14 protein-coding genes are annotated in these 15477 nt (G+C 67.3%); 10 read left to right on the forward strand and 4 right to left on the reverse strand.

All coding sequences use genetic code 11. From position 1 onward, the window contains the following. The 5 genes from QH195_RS06385 to QH195_RS06405 form a co-directional block, all read left to right on the forward strand. On the forward strand, window positions 1-805 hold an 805-nt coding region (locus QH195_RS06385), incomplete at its 5' end, for an acyl-CoA dehydrogenase family protein (RefSeq protein ID WP_280434679.1). A 28-nt stretch (window positions 806-833) separates the two neighbouring features. Continuing rightward, window positions 834-1781 (forward strand): VOC family protein, encoded by a 948-nt coding sequence (locus QH195_RS06390; protein WP_280434680.1) that lies wholly within the window; start codon window positions 834-836, stop codon window positions 1779-1781. Window positions 1782-2344: 563 nt separating this feature from the next. After that, complete coding sequence (locus QH195_RS06395; protein ID WP_280434694.1) at window positions 2345-3964, forward strand: flavin-containing monooxygenase; 1620 nt, start codon at window positions 2345-2347, stop codon at window positions 3962-3964. A 41-nt stretch (window positions 3965-4005) separates the two neighbouring features. Further along, window positions 4006-4977, forward strand: coding sequence for an alpha/beta hydrolase (locus tag QH195_RS06400; RefSeq protein WP_280434681.1), 972 nt, complete (start codon window positions 4006-4008; stop codon window positions 4975-4977). 68 nt (window positions 4978-5045) lie between these two features. Further along, window positions 5046-5912: an alpha/beta fold hydrolase gene (locus QH195_RS06405; protein ID WP_280434682.1), complete on the forward strand. Its 867-nt coding sequence runs from the start codon at window positions 5046-5048 to the stop codon at window positions 5910-5912. Between the two features lie 20 nt (window positions 5913-5932). Here QH195_RS06405 and QH195_RS06410 read toward each other — a convergent pair whose 3' ends face one another. Then, window positions 5933-6610 (reverse strand): Dabb family protein, encoded by a 678-nt coding sequence (locus QH195_RS06410; protein WP_280423780.1) that lies wholly within the window; start codon window positions 6608-6610, stop codon window positions 5933-5935. After that, window positions 6603-6950, reverse strand: coding sequence for a hypothetical protein (locus QH195_RS06415; RefSeq protein WP_280423781.1), 348 nt, complete (start codon window positions 6948-6950; stop codon window positions 6603-6605). Before QH195_RS06415 ends, QH195_RS06410 begins: the two co-directional genes overlap by 8 nt. A gap of 91 nt (window positions 6951-7041) precedes the next feature. On the opposite strand from QH195_RS06415, the gene QH195_RS06420 reads away from it, so the two are divergent. Beyond that, window positions 7042-7710, forward strand: a complete 669-nt coding sequence (locus QH195_RS06420; protein ID WP_280423782.1) for a PadR family transcriptional regulator — start codon at window positions 7042-7044, stop codon at window positions 7708-7710. An 18-nt stretch (window positions 7711-7728) separates the two neighbouring features. On the opposite strand, the gene QH195_RS06425 is transcribed toward QH195_RS06420, so the two are convergent. Next, on the reverse strand, window positions 7729-8508 hold the full coding sequence (locus QH195_RS06425; protein WP_280423783.1) for an IclR family transcriptional regulator: 780 nt from the start codon (window positions 8506-8508) through the stop codon (window positions 7729-7731). Window positions 8509-8717: 209 nt separating this feature from the next. On the opposite strand from QH195_RS06425, the gene QH195_RS06430 reads away from it, so the two are divergent. Beyond that, a complete protein-coding gene (locus QH195_RS06430) occupies window positions 8718-10439 on the forward strand; it encodes a 3-ketosteroid-delta-1-dehydrogenase (RefSeq protein ID WP_280434683.1) in 1722 nt (573 codons plus the stop codon). 517 nt (window positions 10440-10956) lie between these two features. Here the strand turns inward: QH195_RS06430 and QH195_RS06435 are convergent. Beyond that, window positions 10957-11757: an SDR family NAD(P)-dependent oxidoreductase gene (locus QH195_RS06435; protein ID WP_280434684.1), complete on the reverse strand. Its 801-nt coding sequence runs from the start codon at window positions 11755-11757 to the stop codon at window positions 10957-10959. 246 nt (window positions 11758-12003) lie between these two features. On the opposite strand from QH195_RS06435, the gene QH195_RS06440 reads away from it, so the two are divergent. The 3 genes from QH195_RS06440 (at window position 12004) to QH195_RS06450 (ending at window position 15472) form a co-directional block, all read left to right on the forward strand. Continuing rightward, window positions 12004-12789: a hypothetical protein gene (locus tag QH195_RS06440; RefSeq protein ID WP_280434685.1), complete on the forward strand. Its 786-nt coding sequence runs from the start codon at window positions 12004-12006 to the stop codon at window positions 12787-12789. A gap of 127 nt (window positions 12790-12916) precedes the next feature. After that, a complete protein-coding gene (locus tag QH195_RS06445) occupies window positions 12917-14074 on the forward strand; it encodes a terpene synthase family protein (RefSeq protein ID WP_280434686.1) in 1158 nt (385 codons plus the stop codon). Window positions 14075-14149: 75 nt separating this feature from the next. Further along, entirely contained in the window at window positions 14150-15472 is a 1323-nt protein-coding gene (locus tag QH195_RS06450) for a diguanylate cyclase domain-containing protein (protein WP_280434687.1), read from the forward strand. Window positions 15473-15477: the final 5 nt, after the last annotated feature.

The following is a 15477-nucleotide window of genomic DNA, read 5'->3' on the forward strand; positions in this document are numbered from 1 at the left end:
GATGAACGGCCGCTGGCAGTTCTCCTCCGGTACCGACCACTGCGACTGGATCTTCCTCGGCGCGATGGTGGGCGGCGCGGACGGGAAACCGCTGATGCCGCCGCAGGGCCTGCATGTGATCCTGCCCCGCTCCGATTACGAAATCGTGGCGGATTCCTGGGATGTGGTGGGTCTGCGCGGCACCGGCAGCAAGGACATCGTCGTCAAGGATGCCTTCATCCCCGGGTACCGGGTGATGGAATCGGCGAAGGTGATGGACGGTACCGCCGCCAAGGAGTACGGGGTTACCGAAACTCTGTACAGGATGCCGTGGTCGACCATGTTCCCGCTGGGTATCACCTCCGCGACCATCGGCATCTGCGAGGGCGTGCTCGCGGCGGGTGTCGACTATCAGCGCAACCGGGTCGGTGCGACCGGCACGCTGGTGAAGGACGATCCGTATGTCCTGCACGCCCTCGGTGAGGCGGCGTCGGAGATCGATGCGGCCCGCCAGCAACTGTTGGCCAATGTGGACCGCATCTGGGACAAGGTCGACCGCGGCGAGGACATCGACTTCGAAACGCGCGCCGCGGTACGCCGTGATCAGGCCCGCGCCGCGTGGCGGGCGGTGCGCGCCGCCGACGAGATCTTCGACCGGGCGGGCGGTAACGCGTTGCGGATGGACAACGCACTCCAGCGGTTCTGGCGTGACGCGCACGCCGGCCTGCACCACGCCATCCATGTCACCAGCACCACCTATCACGCGGCGGCCATGGCGTCGCTCGGTGTGGAGGTCCCCGAGGGACCCCTGCGCGTGATGATCTGACCGGCCCCGGAAAGGAAACGGATACACGATGACGGAAATCAAAGCGCTCGGTTATGTACGGGTGCAGGCCACCGATATGGATCGCTGGCGTGAACTCGGTTTCGAGGTATTGGGTTTCGCTCCGGGCTTCGGCGACGAAACCGACGCCCTGCACTTCCGGATGGACGAGCGGCCCTCGCGCATCACCGTCGAACACGGCGACGTCGACCGGGTGACGGCGGTCGGCTGGGAGGTCCGGGACGCACCCGCGCTGCGGCGGCTGACCGCCGTCCTGGACGAGGCCGGGTTCGCGTACACCCCGATGTCCCAGGAGCTGGCCGACCGGCGCAAGGTCGAGGCCGGTATCTGCATGAAGCATCCCGGCGGCACCCCGCTGGAATTCTTCTACGGGCCGGTGCTCGAGCACAGCCCGGTGATCACCAAGTACGGCCAGAAGTTCATCACGGGCGACCAGGGTCTGGGGCATGTGGTGATGCCGACGACGAACTTCGACGAATCGTTCACCTTCTACACCGAGACGCTGGGTTTTCTGTCCCGGGGCGCATTCCGGTTGCCGGCGCCGCCGGAAGCAGGCCCGCTGCGGATCCGGTTCATGGGTGTCAATCAGCGCCATCACAGTCTGGCGATCATGCCCAGCATGGAGGGTCGCGATCCGGGGCTGATCCACGTGATGGTGGAGGTGGACGAACTCGACGCGGTCGGCCGCGCCTACGACCAGGTGATGGCCCGTGATTTCCCGGTGTCCTCGACGCTTGGCCGGCATACGAACGACAAGATGATCTCCTTCTACGTACGGGTGCCCGGCGGCTGGGATATCGAATACGGCACCGGCGGCCGACCCGTCGACGAAACCTATTACACGGCCGAGGAAATCACCGCCGACAGCTACTGGGGTCACGAATGGCTGTGGGCCCGGGAGATGAAGGAAGCGCAGCGGGCCGCGGAAGCCGGCAACGGGGAACCGTCGCGAGCCTGAGCCCGTAGGAATCCCGGTACGTTGTGCCGGGACGGGTGGGAAAGTACCACCGGCGCGGTTGTCCGTATCGCAGGTCGACGGCCGGCGAATGCACATGGCCGGCCGGGCGACCGACGCGCGTCGGGGCGCCGAACGAGTCGCACTCGGCCGGCCGTGCCCGCGAGACCCGGCTTTCGGTCCGAGACCTGGGCGGCCACATCAGTTCTGACTGTTGAACCGACCGTGCCGAGGCGGGCCAACCGGGCCCCGGACGCAGGTCGGCACTGTGGGCACAGCGGCGAGCCACCGGCCGAGTACGGCCGCCGTGTGCGGTCGAGGAACACCCGTGGTCCGCCGTGCCGATGAAGGCGGGCCGCCGAACCCGGGGTGGGGCCCGACGGCAGGTTCTGCACGCGGTTTCGAGCGCGGATACAGGGCCCGCGGAAAGGCACCGACCCGATCCCGCCCGCCGGGCGTACGAATCGAATCGGGGGACCGCTGGGTGGGAACAACCGGTCATTTCGCGCCATGGGGACCTTAATTTGACTTCGAACTCAGGTGCCTCAGCGAGGGAAGTGAATGTGGTGACAAACCAGGACAGCGATTTCGATGCTGTTGTCGTCGGTGCCGGGATCTCCGGCCTGTACGCGGTGTACAAATTCCGTCGGCGCGGTATGCGCGTACACGGATTCGAATCCGCCGAAGGAGTGGGCGGCACCTGGTATCACAACCGGTACCCGGGCGCACGGTGCGATGTCGAGAGCATCGACTACTCCTATTCGTTCGACGAAGAGTTGCAGCAGGAATGGACCTGGACCGAACGGTTCGCCACCCAAGACGAGATTCTGCGCTACCTGGACCATGTCGCCGATCGCCACGATCTCCGGGCGGCCTACGATTTCCGGACCCGCGTGACCTCGGCCGTCTACGACGAGGAGGCCGGCCGGTGGACGATCACGACCGATACCGGGAAATCCGTGACGGCCCGTTTCTGCATTATGGCGACCGGCGTTCTATCGGCCACCAACATGCCGGATATCCCCGGCCGCGACACCTTCTCGGGGGAGATCTATCACACCGGTGAATGGCCGCACGAACCGGTAGATTTCGCCGGTAAACGGGTAGGTGTCATCGGGACGGGGTCCTCCGGTATCCAATCCATTCCGGTGATCGCCGAAGAAGCCGACCGGGTCGTCGTATTCCAGCGGAGCCCCAATTATTCGATCCCCGCGGGTAATCGGCGGTTGACCGACGATTACGTCGCCGAGGTGAAAGCCAATTATGCCGAGCGGCGCCGGTTGTCCCGGATCAGCGGCGGCGGTACGCCGAACAGCCCGCATCCCAAAGGCGCGTTGGAGGTAGACGAGGCCGAGCGCACCCGCATCTACGACGAATGGTGGCAGCGCGGCGGATATCTGTTCACCAAGGCTTTCCCGGATCAGCTGGTGGACAAGGCGGCCAACGACACCGCGCGTGAGTACGTCGAAGCGAAGATCCGCGAAATGGTCGAGGACCCGGAGATCGCCGATCAGCTGATCCCGACCGATCATCCGATCGGAACCAAGCGGATCGTCACCGATACGGGATACTTCCAGACCTACAACCGGGACAACGTCACGCTGGTCAATCTGCGGCAGACACCGATCACCGAGATCACCGAGTCCGGTGTGCGAACCGGCGAATCCTCCTACGAACTGGATATTCTCATCTTCGCGACCGGTTTCGACGCGATGACCGGTTCGCTGTCGCGGATCGATATCCGCGGCCGGAGCGGCCGGGAGCTGACAGCGGAATGGTCGGCGGGACCGCGGACCTATCTCGGGCTGGCCGTCGACGGTTTCCCGAATATGTTCATCATCTCCGGCCCCGGCAGCCCCAGTGTGCTCGCGAACATGGTGCTGATGGCCGAGCAGCACGTCGACTGGATCGCGGACTGCCTGGACCACCTGGATTCCCACGAGATCGTCACGATCGAGGCGACCCGGGAAGCGGCCGACGAATGGGTGGCCGAATGCAATGCGAAGGCCGCGGGGACGCTGTTCCCGAGCGCGAATTCCTGGTACCTGGGCGCGAACATTCCGGGTAGACCACGCGTATTCATGCCTTATATCGGTGGTTTCGGGACCTACAACGCGATCTGCGCCGAGGTGGCGGCGGCCGGATACAAGGGTTTCGCGCTCGACGGCCGGCCAGCCGGTAACTGAGCTTGCTGGGCCGAATTCGTGGCGCGAACGCGCTTTCCCGTATGTCGAAGAGTGAGGAAGTGGTCGAGATGGGCGGACAACGAAGGACCGACCTGCATCCGGATGTCGAGGCGATGCTGTCGGCGCTCGAATCGTTTCCGGATGTCACCCGGTACCCGGCGGCGGAGGTACGCGAGATCATCGCCTCGCGTCGCGCACCGTTGACGCGCGAGCCGCAGATGCAGATCGCGCGGGACCGGACGATCGACGGGCCGGGTGGCGAGCTGGCTGTTCGCGTCTACGTGCCGCACGGCGGCACCGGCGCGCGCCCGGTGGTGGTCTTCGCGCACGGCGGTGGCTTCGTCTTCTGTGATCTCGACAGTCACGACGAATTCTGCCGGTCGATGGCCGCGGCGGTGGACGGCGTGGTCGTCTCGGTCGACTACCGGCGCGCGCCCGAACATCCCGGACCGGCGGCGTTGGAGGATATGTACGCCGCCCTGCGCTGGACCGCCGCACACGCCGCCGAGTTCGGTGGCGACCCGGACCGCCTGTTGGTGGCCGGTGACAGCGCCGGCGGCAACCTGGCGGCGACGGTGAGCCTGGCCGCCCGCGACCGCGGTGGCCCGGCGATCGCGGCGCAGGTCCTGCTCTACCCGGTGATCGACGACGATTTCACCACCGAGTCCTACCGGCTCTACGGCGAGAACTACTACAACACCACCAAGGCCATGCGCTGGTACTGGCAGCAGTACGCCCCACACGGAACCGACAGCCCGTACCTGGTGCCCACCCGCGCCGAATCACTGGCCGGACTACCCCGAGCGGTCGTCGTGACCGCCGAACTCGATCCGCCGTGCTCGGCCGGCGCCGACTACGCCCGGCGGCTGGCGGCGGCCGGTGTTCCGGTCACCGCGCACCGGTTCGACGGGCTCTTCCACGGTTTCCTCACCTTTCCATCGCTATCACTCACCGGCCCGGCCCGCGAGAAACTCTGGCAGATGATGCGGGACGTGCTCGCGGCCGCCGCCTAGGACACGCTGTGCCGCTGACCGGGAGTATGCGCCGCCGAGCCCCCATACGGGTGGCAGGCTCGGTATCCATGAGTACCCCAGTCGATTCCCGAACCGTTCCCGAATTGCGTGAGCTGCCGACCGAGCGCGGCGTTCTGCGGTACCGCGAGGCCGGGGACGGCCCGCCCCTGTTGCTGCTGCACGGATCGGGTCCCGGCGTCACCGGGTGGCGTAACTTCGGCGGTAACTTCGCCACGTTCGCCGAGCACTACCGGACCCTGGTCCTGGAGCTGCCCGGTTTCGGTGTCAGTGACGATTTCGGTGCGGTGCACCCGATGTTGTCCGCGCAGCAGGCGGTCACCGCCTTCCTCGACGGGCTCGGGCTCGACCGGGTCCGCATCATCGGTAATTCGATGGGTGGTTTCGTGGCCACCGATTTCGCGCTCGCCGCCCCCGGCCGGGTGGAGCGGCTGGTGACCATCGGCGGTATCGGGACACCGGTGCTGAGCCCGCAGCCGGGGGAGGGGATCATCCGGCTCAGCGAGTTCGTCGACAATCCCACCCGCGAGGCGCTGGTGGCGTGGCTGCGCTCGATGGTGTTCGACCAGTCGCTGGTGACCGAGGAACTGATCGAGGAACGCTGGCAGCAGGCCACCGATCCGGCGACGCTGGAGAATTCGCGCCGCATGTACAGCAGTGCGGCGCTGACGCGGATGGCCGCGGCCGCGCGCAGTGTGGACACCACACCGAGCTGGGCGAAACTGGGCGGGCTCGCGGTACCGACCCTCGTTACCTGGGGACGTGACGACCGGGTCAGCCCCGTCGATATGGCGCTGCTGCCGATGCGCACGCTCCGGAACGGAGAGGTGCACATCTTCCCCAACTGCGGCCACTGGGTGATGATCGAACAGAAAGCAGCCTGGGAAGCCACCGTCCTGGCTTTCCTGCGCCGCTGATACAGGGCCTTCTCCGCTGCCTATGCGACTTCCGGCGCCGGGTCGATCACCGGCCCCGGAATCGTGCAGAAGCTGTGGCAGATCCGGTCTTTGACGATCTGGTTCGGGCTCTCCGGATCGAACCACTGATCCACCAGGGCCCAGTGCACTGGATGGTTCATATAGGGCCCGAGCAGGCCGTCGGCATCGGTGAATTCCTGCTCCCAGACATGCGTCCATTGTGAGGTGCCCGCGGCCCGGTCGACGCGGCTGAGCTGCCACGCCCGGATCGCCGGGATATGGCGGGGCATCTGCAAGGTCGCGTGTTCGAACCGCGCGACCTCCGCCGGGGCTGCCGCATCGTCCACGCACAAGAGCAGGGTGCGGTAGACCGTGCACGGGCCCGTGTCCCGGCGCTGCCCGGATCGGCCGTCAAGGGCGTGCCCGCCGGAATACTCGACGGAGTCGATATGTTCGATCGCCGGCCATGCCATGGCCTCGTCGATCGTTCGGCGACCCGACAGCCACTCGGATCTCGAGGCGAAGCGGAAATGGGCGAGAATATCGCCGCCGTTACGTACTCCCGGCAGCGTCGGAGCGACCAGCGGGCGCCGCACACCCATGGCCTGTGCGGCCGCGGTGATGCGTTCGACGGTCACGTCCGTGGCCATGGTGTCGGCGGGATCGCCGAGGTGTAGCAGGAACGTCACCTTATACATCGCACAGCCCTTCGACATCCTCGGCGCGGCCTGCCATGGAACGCGTCCGTTCGACGATCATCGGCGCCATCGATTCCCACCACCGGGCCGGTTCGGGGTCGTGCCGGGCACCGACCGCCGCCGCCCACCACGCTCGCGGGCCCTGCACCGTCCAGGTGGCGGTGACGGTGTTCGTCTCACCGTCGACCCAAGCCGGCGGGCTCACCAGAATCCGGTCGAGCGTCAGTCCCCGCTCGCGCGCCCGCGGCGCGTAGCCGCCGAGATACGCGTCGATGAAGGCGCGTGCACTGCCGGGCGTGAGCACGATCCGATCGACGATGTAGATGGTGCGGTCGTCCATGAACCGAACGTAGGCGCTACCGCCCGGCCCGGCGTCTGCCCTTCCCGATGGCCGGGAGCCTGCGTCCGGATGCCTTGTAGGCTGCACGATCATGACCGCCGCCTCCGATTCCTACCCCGACCTGCCCGCGACCAGCTGGGCTGTCCTGGGCATGTTGTCCTTCGGTGAGGAACTGACGGGCAACGATCTGAAGAAATGGGCGGATTGGAGTATCGGGTTCTTCTATTGGAGCCCGTCGGTGAGTCAGGTGTACGGCGCGCTGGAGAAGCTGGAAGATCTCGCGCTGGTGCGGTCCCGTGTAGTTTCCGACGAGGGTGTGCGCGGCCGGCGGCTCTATGGGATCACCGAGATGGGCCTGCGCGCGTTGCGGAATTGGTCGCGCGATGCCGAGGTCGATATGCCGGTGCTCAAACACAGTGTGATGCTTCGCCTGTATCTGGGGCATCTGCACGACCCCGATCAGCTGAAGGAGATCGTCCACAGGCATATCGAGAACCTGCGCGAGCGCGCCAGGCAGGCGCAGTCGCACGCCGACCACGCCGAACCGGAACCCGGCTGGGTGTTCACCCAGATGAGCCTGCGATGGTCGCAACGGTATTTCGCGGCGGAGATCGAACTGGCCGAACAGTTGCTCGCCGAGATCGATGAGGTGGCCGCCCGGTATCGCGAATCGGCGGTACGCGACGAACACGATATGCCGATACCGCGCCAGCCCGGCAGATGGCGCACGGTCGGCGAGGACCTACCGGGCGACTCGTAACGCTCGGTGCGGGCCCCGTCAGCCCTCGGCGCGGACGCTCGGCGCGGTGGGCAGGGAACGTAATATGTTGCGGCGCTGCAGCGTCGGCGTGACGCGCACTCCGGCGGAGACGCTGCGCCAGATCGCATGCGCGGTCAGCTGAACCGGGCTGATCATCCGGCTGTCGAAGGTCATCCGGGCCAGCGGTCCGCAGATGGAGACCGCCGTGGTCGCCTCGCCGAGTGGACCGATCGGTGCGGCGATACATCCGAAGCCGGGTACGGCGCTGTTGCGTTCGGCGGCGTAGCCGAGGTCACGGATGCGGGGATCGTCCGGTCCGTTGCCGCCGTCGGCGGCCAGCAGCGCCTTACCGAGCGCTGTCCGCGCTGCCGGTAGCCGGCCGCCCACCCGGGTCGGTACGTGCGCGGCGAGCCGGCCGCCGATCTTGTCGAGATAGACGATATCGTCGCCGTCGAGTACGGCCAGGTGGACGACCATGCCGGTGGCGCGGTAGAGATGGTGCAGATGCGGGCCGGAGGCGGCGTGGATTCGGTCCTGGTGTACCGCGAGCGAACCCAGTTCCACCAGCCGTATGCCGAGACTGTAGCTGCGGCCTTCCCTCCGTAGCCAGCGCAACTGCACGAGCCGGTCCAGTATCCGGTGTGCGGAGGAGCGCGGCAGGCCCGTGCGCAGAACGATCTCGGCCAAGCCGAGACTCTCGCGCCCGTCGAAGGCGTCCAGCACGAGCGAGACGCGGTCGAGGACAGCGGTGGGGGTTTCGGCCGTACCGGGCTGCCGCTGCTGGGTGGTGATCGTCATGCAAGGCTCCCTTGCCTACTACGCCCATTGTCTGACATGGCTATTTCTATTAGAAATAGTGCCATAGACCCGGCGGTATGTGAAGCAGCTCACCGGGTGCGGATGGGAAGAGGCTCCCGCTCAACGGAAACACCGGCCGGGATACCGGAATGCGCGGCCTACTTTTACCTGCACTCGTCCTCCCGATCGGAAAGTGGAGCCCGGATCAGATGGTGAAGAAAATGCCCCCGCTCGTACCCGCCCACGACACGATCGTCGATCTTCTCGTCATCGGTTCCGGCACCGGAATGTCGGCCGCGCTCGCCGCGCACGAACTGGGCCTGTCGGTGGTGATCGCCGAGAAGACGGCCTATGTCGGCGGTTCGACGGCGCGGTCGGGTGGTGCCTTCTGGATACCGGGAAGTTCGATCCTCCCGGAGCCGCGCGACCGAGGAGTGGCGGAAGCCGCGACCTACCTGCGGGCAGTCGTCGGTGATTCGGCACCACCCGAACGCAGCGCCGCCTTCCTGGCACACGGCGCCGGCACCGTGGCGATGCTGACGCGGACAACGCCCATGCGCTTCTTCTGGGCCGAGGGCTACTCCGATTACCACCCCGAACAACCGGGTGGCCGCGCCGAGGGGCGGACCTGCGAATGCCGCCCGTTCAACGCTTCCGTGCTGGGTGAGCAGCGGCCGAGACTGCGGCCGGGCGTGATGGCGGCGCCGGTGCCGATGCCCGTGACGGGTGCCGACTACAAATGGATGAACCTCGTCGCGCGCAAACCACTGAAAGCGTTGCCGCGCATCGTGCGCCGGGCGGCGCTCGGTATCGGGGGAATGCTCATCGGGCGGGAATACCTGGCGGGCGGGCAGGCGCTCGCCGCCGGTCTGTTCGCAGGGGTCCTGCGTGCGGGGGTTCCGGTGTGGGCGGAGACGAGCCTGGTGCGGCTGGTACAGGACGGCGGCCGGGTCACGGGCGCGGTGCTGCGGCAGGGTGAACGTGAGGTCACCGTGCGGGCCCGCCGCGGCGTGGTGCTCGCGGCCGGCGGGTTCGACCACGATATCGCCGCCCGGCACAAGTACCAGTCCCCGGCGCTGATCCCACATGCCAGCCTCGGTGCCGAGGGAAACACCGGCGATGCCATCGAAGCGGCGCAGGAACTCGGCGCGGGCACCGTTTCCATGGACCAGGCCTGGTGGTTCCCCGCCTTCGCGCCGCTGCCCGGTGGTGCGCCCGCGGTGATGCTCGCGGAACGCTCCCTGCCGGGTTCGTTCGTCGTCGACCAGTCGGGCCGGCGATTCATCAACGAATCGACCGACTACATGACCTACGGCCGGCAGGTGCTGTCCCGCGAACGGGCCGACGACCCGGTCACCGATATGTGGCTGATCTTCGACCAGCGCTACCGCAACAGCTACACCATGGCCGGCGGTATCTTCCCCCGCCAGCCGATACCCGATGCCTGGTACGAGGCGGGTATCGCGCACCGCTCCGACGACCCGGCCGCGCTGGCCCAGGCCATCGGCGTGCCGGTGGACAACTTCACCTCGACCTTCGCTCGCTTCAACGATTACGCCGAGGCCGGGGTGGACGAGGAATTCGACCGCGGCGCAAGTGCTTACGATCGCTACTACGGCGATCCCACGGTGCGCCCGAACCCGAACCTGGCCGCGTTGCGCAAGGCGCCCTACTACGCGGTGAAGGTGGTCCTCAGCGATCTCGGCACGTGCGGCGGGGTCGTCGCCGACGAGCACGCCCGCGTGCTCCGGGAGGACGGAAGCCACATCGAGGGCCTGTACGCCATCGGCAATACGGCGGGTAATGCCTTCGGCGCGACCTACCCCGGTGCCGGCGCCACCATCGGGCAGGGGCTGGTCTACGGCTACATCGCCGCCCGGCACGCCGCGAGCGGGTCGACCGAATCCGAGGCTTCGGCGTCCGGCGACTGAGCACCGACCGGCGGTGACGGTGGTCCTTCGGCCGGGCGGACCGGCGACGTGAGCCGCGCGGTGCGGTGGCCGAGGCCCATCGGCCGGCGCAGTGCATCGCACCGCGCGGCGGGCGATGCGCACCCTGCGCTGAACATGCAGGTCGCAGAGTCGGTCGATCGCCCGGGGCCGGGCCCGCGGCCACGATTCGTCCGGTCACGCCGGTTCGGGCAGTGCCGGGGAGCAACCCATGTGCACGGCCTTCCGGCCTCGCCGAACACCAAGGCGGGTGGATGACGGCAGGCAGCGATGCCCCCGCTGCGCGGGAGTGCAACGGCGTCGGCGATCCGCCGGCCCAGGGCGCCGCAGATACGGGTGTCGGCCGGATCGGGATGCAGCCCGGCCTCCGAATGGCCTCGCTGCGAGCGGGCACGGACCAGTGCCGGACAGGGGCGTGGTTTCGCGGATATCTTCGTCAGCGGAGTGGGCCGGATGCCTGCTGCCTCCGGCCCACTGGTGAACTGTGGCGATCTGCCCGTCACATATGCGAGCCGCCGTCGACGCGGACTTCCGTTCCGGTGACGAAGTAGGCGTCCGGGGAACCCAGCATGGCCACCACCGCGGCCACCGCGTCCGGTCCGGCGAAGATGGCGCCGCCGTCGAGCGGTAGCGCGGGGGAGGCCTTGGCGAACATCGCGAGATCCACGTCGGCGGGGAGTCCGGGGCCGGCGCTCTGTTTGGCCTCGCCGGTGCCGTCGGTCATACCGGAGGAGATCGAACCCGGTTGTACGGAGTTGAACCGGATTCCCTGTTTGCTGAATTCCAAGGCCAGCGCGTGGGTCATCGCCTGGATACCGCCCTTGGACGCGGCGTATGCCGACATATAGGGATGGGCGAAGGCCGCCGATGTCGAACTGAAGTTCACCACGGCCGGGCCCACGCCGTGGCGCAGCGCGGCGATGGATTCCCGGGTCACAAGGAAGGTGCCGATGAGATTGATACGCACCACCTGTTCGAAATCGGCGAGGGTGGTCTGTTCGAAATGAGCCGAGCGCAGCACACCGGCGGCGTTGACGAGGGTGTCCAGACCGCCGAGCCGCTGTACCGCCTCGGCGACGCCGGCCCGCACGGACTCTTCGTCGGCGATATCCATCGGCACGGTGCTCAGCGCGCCCGAGTTCGCCTTGCCGGCGGTATCCCGCAGTCCCGCCTCGCTGATATCCGCGGCGACCACCTGGCCGCCTTCCGCCAGGATGCGTAGGACGCAGGCCTGGCCGATACCCGACCCACCGCCGGTGATCAGTACTTGCCGGCCGGTATACCGCTGGAGAACGCCCATATCGGTTTGCTCCTGTGTTCGGGGGCGGAACCCACTGGCGGCGCCGCCCGGACTGCCGAGAGTGGCACAGTCCGGTCCGCGTCCGGAAAGGTGGTTCCGTTCAGCGGGCCGCTCTCGGACACGCGGTACCGCTGCCGCGCATCATCGGATGGCCGGGCGTTGCCGCTCCAGACCGTCCTCATGTCGATTCTGGGCCGGTCACCGCAAACCACCGGAAATCGTTCACCGACTCGGATCGGCAGGTTCATGTTCTCGGAATACGCGTTCTTCTCCTTCATCGATCTCACCGACCCCAGCGTGCATCGCGAATACAACGAATGGCATCAGCTCGACCACCGCCCGGAGAACCTTCTGCTGCCGGGTGTGGCCTGGGGTGATCGGTGGGCGCGGCCGGCCGAGTACGCCGCACTGGGCCGGGCGTCGTCGACGGAGTTCGCCGGTGTCGACTACGTGGCGATGTACTGGTTCCGCCCGCCCTACGCGGAGAGTGTCGCGGCGTGGACGAAACTGGGCGAGGATTCGTTCCAGTGGGGCCGGGGGCCGCAGCTGCCCGGAGTCGAACGGCCGCTGCTGGGATTCTTCACGCCCGTGAAGGGCTACGCCGCCCCGCGGATCGGGGTGTCGCCGGACGCGCTGCCCTTCCGGCCCAATCGCGGACTGCACGTCACCGTCACCCATTTCACCGAACCGCACGGAGCCGCCGTGCACGACCGGTTCCGCTGGGACGACCGCGTCGGCATTCCCGCGCTGCTCGAATGCCCGGGAGTGGCGGGCGCATGGACATTTTCGCTGCACTCGCTGCAGAAACATCCCACCTTGACGCAACTGGGTGCCGGTAACCGTGAGTTCGCGCCGGGGTCGGTCCGGATCCGGTTGTTGTATCTCGACGCAGACCCGGCGGAGGTGACCCGTTCGGTGCTCGCGCGGGAACAGGACCTGGCCGAGGGGAGCGCCGGTGCGCCCCGGCCTGCCGCCGGGGAAACGCTGTTCGACGGTCCGCTGCGGACGATCATCCCCTGGCAGGACTGGTAACTGTCCGCGGAGATCGTCGACCGCTCTCGCTCGACGCCCTCACCTGGGGATGTGCCGGAACCGGATGACAGTGACTCACCGGTGAACCACACTGAGAGGGTTTGGAACATGCGGGAGGAGAGTCGTCATGGCTTCTCGGTATACAGCGGCGCTCGAGCGTGAGATCACCGATATGCGAACACAATACGAAACCTGGGTGCGTACCGGTGAGCCGTGGTCGTTGCGGGAACTGTTCAGTACACCGGACTGCGATATCGCAGAGTACTGCACAGAGTTCCGCCCCAGCGAATTCGGGCCACAGGCATGCGACGACGTGGAAGGCTACTGCCGCGCACGGGGTATCTGGCTGGAACCCGCGGGCGCGCACTACAACAGCATGACGCCGTATCTGCATCCCGGCCCCATCAGTGCGCAGCGGCTGACGGTCATCGGGCTGTTCAACGCAATCCTGTTCTGGCTCAACGACACCGTGGGCCGGGAGAAGTACGGTCACCTGTCGGAAGCCGAACAAGGGCGGGCGCGCGATGAGCTCGAGCGCCTGTGCCGCCTGCTGGAGCTCCGGATACTGCCGGCGGACCCGTCCCCGGTAGAAGCGGCCACGTTCGATTTCCTGTCACAGGTCGACGAATTGTCGAACGCACGGTGGCTGGAGCAGTTCCTCGCCTCGACCGTGGCACATCTGCGCACCGCGATCCGGGACCAGAACGCGCGGGCCCGCGGTGATCTGCTGACCGTCGCGGAGTACATCGACCTGCGCGCGCAGGTGTCGGGGATGTACCCGGCCATCGCCCTGTGCGAGTTCGGCCGCGACAGTTACCTGGATGGGGAACAGCTGTCGCGGGCGGGGCTGGATGCCGACTTACGCCGATTACGTGTGCTCACCGCGGAAATCGGGGCATTGATGAACGATATGTTCTCCTTCGAGAAGGAGTGCATTGCGGACCGGTCGGATTTCAACCTGATCCCGGTCTGCCTGCTGAACACGCCCGGTGCGACCCTGGCCGATGCGGTACGCGACGCGGGCACCATGGTGCGGGACCGTCTCACCGAGTTCCGCCGGCGCCACGATGCGCTGGCGGACCGCTGCCGCGAACCGGGACTCGCCGATACGGATCTCGCCGCGCAACTGCGTGTGCATCTTGCCGACCTCGCCGGATGTGTCCAGGCGACCTGGGTCTGGCAACTGGCCACGACCCGATACAAGGGCACGAGCATCTTCACGGAGAACCACCCCCATCCCGCCGGAGCGCGGTCGATGAGCAATGATGGTGATCATCACGGGTAGCCACCCCACCACTCGGTAGGCGAGGTTCGATGGCTGCGAACGGGGCGGTGGCGGGCAGAGCGGCGAAGGGGTGCGATGGAGCCGGAGCACAGCGAACTGGTCAGAGCGTGGTCTGCGGCCCTCCATGCGACCAGCGGCTCCGCACCCTCCGATCCGAGTATCGATCACCTACTGGGCTGGCTCGTGCACGATCTCGCGCATGCGCTCACAGCCACCTCGTTCGATCCCGCTGCGGGCGCCCGGGCGGGTGCCGCCCTGGCGGCCGCGGATCTGCCGGCATCCGATGTGGTGGCGACCTCGGCCCCGGTGCTGTGGTCGCTCGCGGGGGCGGGCGGCGATTCGGAAACGACCCGGAGGATGGCGGTACTGCTGGCCAAACTCGGCGAAGGGTTCGGTATCCGGCGGCAGATGTTGTTCGCCCCGCCCGACGCTCCCGGCCGGATGGCGGAGCGGATGGACGAGCGGTTCCGGGTGGTTTTCGACAACGCGGCGGTGGCCATCGCCATCGGCGATACCAACGGGGTCCTGCTCAACGCCAACCAGGCGCTCGCGGATATGATCGGCGTCCCCGCCGATGACCTGCGCGGTATATCGGTCTACGAATTCGCGCACCCCGAAGATCGGGAACGTATCCGCCGGCTCGTCTACGAGCGGCTGGTGCCGCACAAACAGGGCGCGGTGAAACTGGAACAGCAGATCGGGCGGGCCGACGGCAGCTACGGGTGGGCCGCGTTCTCCATCACCTTCGTCGAGGGCCGGGAAGGTCATCCGGACTACCTGCTGGCCGTGGGCGAAGACGTCACCGAGCAGCACCGGATGCGCGAGGAACTGCACCGGCAGGCCCGCCACGACCTGCTGACCGGCCTGCCGAACCGGCGTCAGTTGCTCGAATGGCTGGATTCGACGATTCGCGAAGCGGGCCCCCGGGACCGGATCGGCCTGTGCTTCGTGGATCTGGACCGGTTCAAGTACATCAACGACCGCTATGGTCACGGCACCGGTGACAAGGTCCTCACCGCCGTGGCGAACCGGTTGAACGACAGTGTGGTGGGGATGGGTTGCCTGGTCGCGCGGATCGGCGGCGACGAATTCGTGACCCTCGTCCCGCCGCCCGTCGACGACGACCGGATGACCCAGGTGGCCGAGCGGTTGCTCGGCGCCCTGTCCGATCCGGTGCTGACAGGTGGGCACCGGCTGCACGTCTCGGCCAGTATCGGTGCGGTGGTGACGACGGTCGAGGGCGGGCAGGCGGAGGCTTTGCTGGATGCCGCCGACGCCGGGCTGTATCACGCCAAGAACAGTGGGAAAGCCCAATGGGTACTGCATACTCTGCCCATAGACGATGGGACCGGTCCGGATCCTGTCGACGGTGACGGATCAACCGGCCTTCCCCGCTGATCCCG

Origin of the sequence: Nocardia carnea, from assembly GCF_029868855.1 — a bacterium.
Taxonomy (GTDB): domain Bacteria; phylum Actinomycetota; class Actinomycetes; order Mycobacteriales; family Mycobacteriaceae; genus Nocardia; species Nocardia carnea_A.

Excerpts from the sequence above, each read along its gene's own strand:
- QH195_RS06390 (WP_280434680.1), top strand. The coding sequence starts at position 834 with ATGACGGAAATCAAAGCGCTCGGTTATGTACGGGTGCAGGCCACCGAT.
- QH195_RS06400 (WP_280434681.1), top strand. The coding sequence starts at position 4,006 with ATGTCGAAGAGTGAGGAAGTGGTCGAGATGGGCGGACAACGAAGGACC.
- QH195_RS06405 (WP_280434682.1), top strand. The coding sequence starts at position 5,046 with ATGAGTACCCCAGTCGATTCCCGAACCGTTCCCGAATTGCGTGAGCTG.
- QH195_RS06410 (WP_280423780.1), bottom strand. The coding sequence starts at position 6,610 with ATGTATAAGGTGACGTTCCTGCTACACCTCGGCGATCCCGCCGACACC.
- QH195_RS06415 (WP_280423781.1), bottom strand. The coding sequence starts at position 6,950 with ATGGACGACCGCACCATCTACATCGTCGATCGGATCGTGCTCACGCCC.
- QH195_RS06420 (WP_280423782.1), top strand. The coding sequence starts at position 7,042 with ATGACCGCCGCCTCCGATTCCTACCCCGACCTGCCCGCGACCAGCTGG.
- QH195_RS06425 (WP_280423783.1), bottom strand. The coding sequence starts at position 8,508 with ATGACGATCACCACCCAGCAGCGGCAGCCCGGTACGGCCGAAACCCCC.
- QH195_RS06430 (WP_280434683.1), top strand. The coding sequence starts at position 8,718 with ATGGTGAAGAAAATGCCCCCGCTCGTACCCGCCCACGACACGATCGTC.
- QH195_RS06435 (WP_280434684.1), bottom strand. The coding sequence starts at position 11,757 with ATGGGCGTTCTCCAGCGGTATACCGGCCGGCAAGTACTGATCACCGGC.
- QH195_RS06440 (WP_280434685.1), top strand. The coding sequence starts at position 12,004 with ATGTTCTCGGAATACGCGTTCTTCTCCTTCATCGATCTCACCGACCCC.
- QH195_RS06445 (WP_280434686.1), top strand. The coding sequence starts at position 12,917 with ATGGCTTCTCGGTATACAGCGGCGCTCGAGCGTGAGATCACCGATATG.
- QH195_RS06450 (WP_280434687.1), top strand. The coding sequence starts at position 14,150 with ATGGAGCCGGAGCACAGCGAACTGGTCAGAGCGTGGTCTGCGGCCCTC.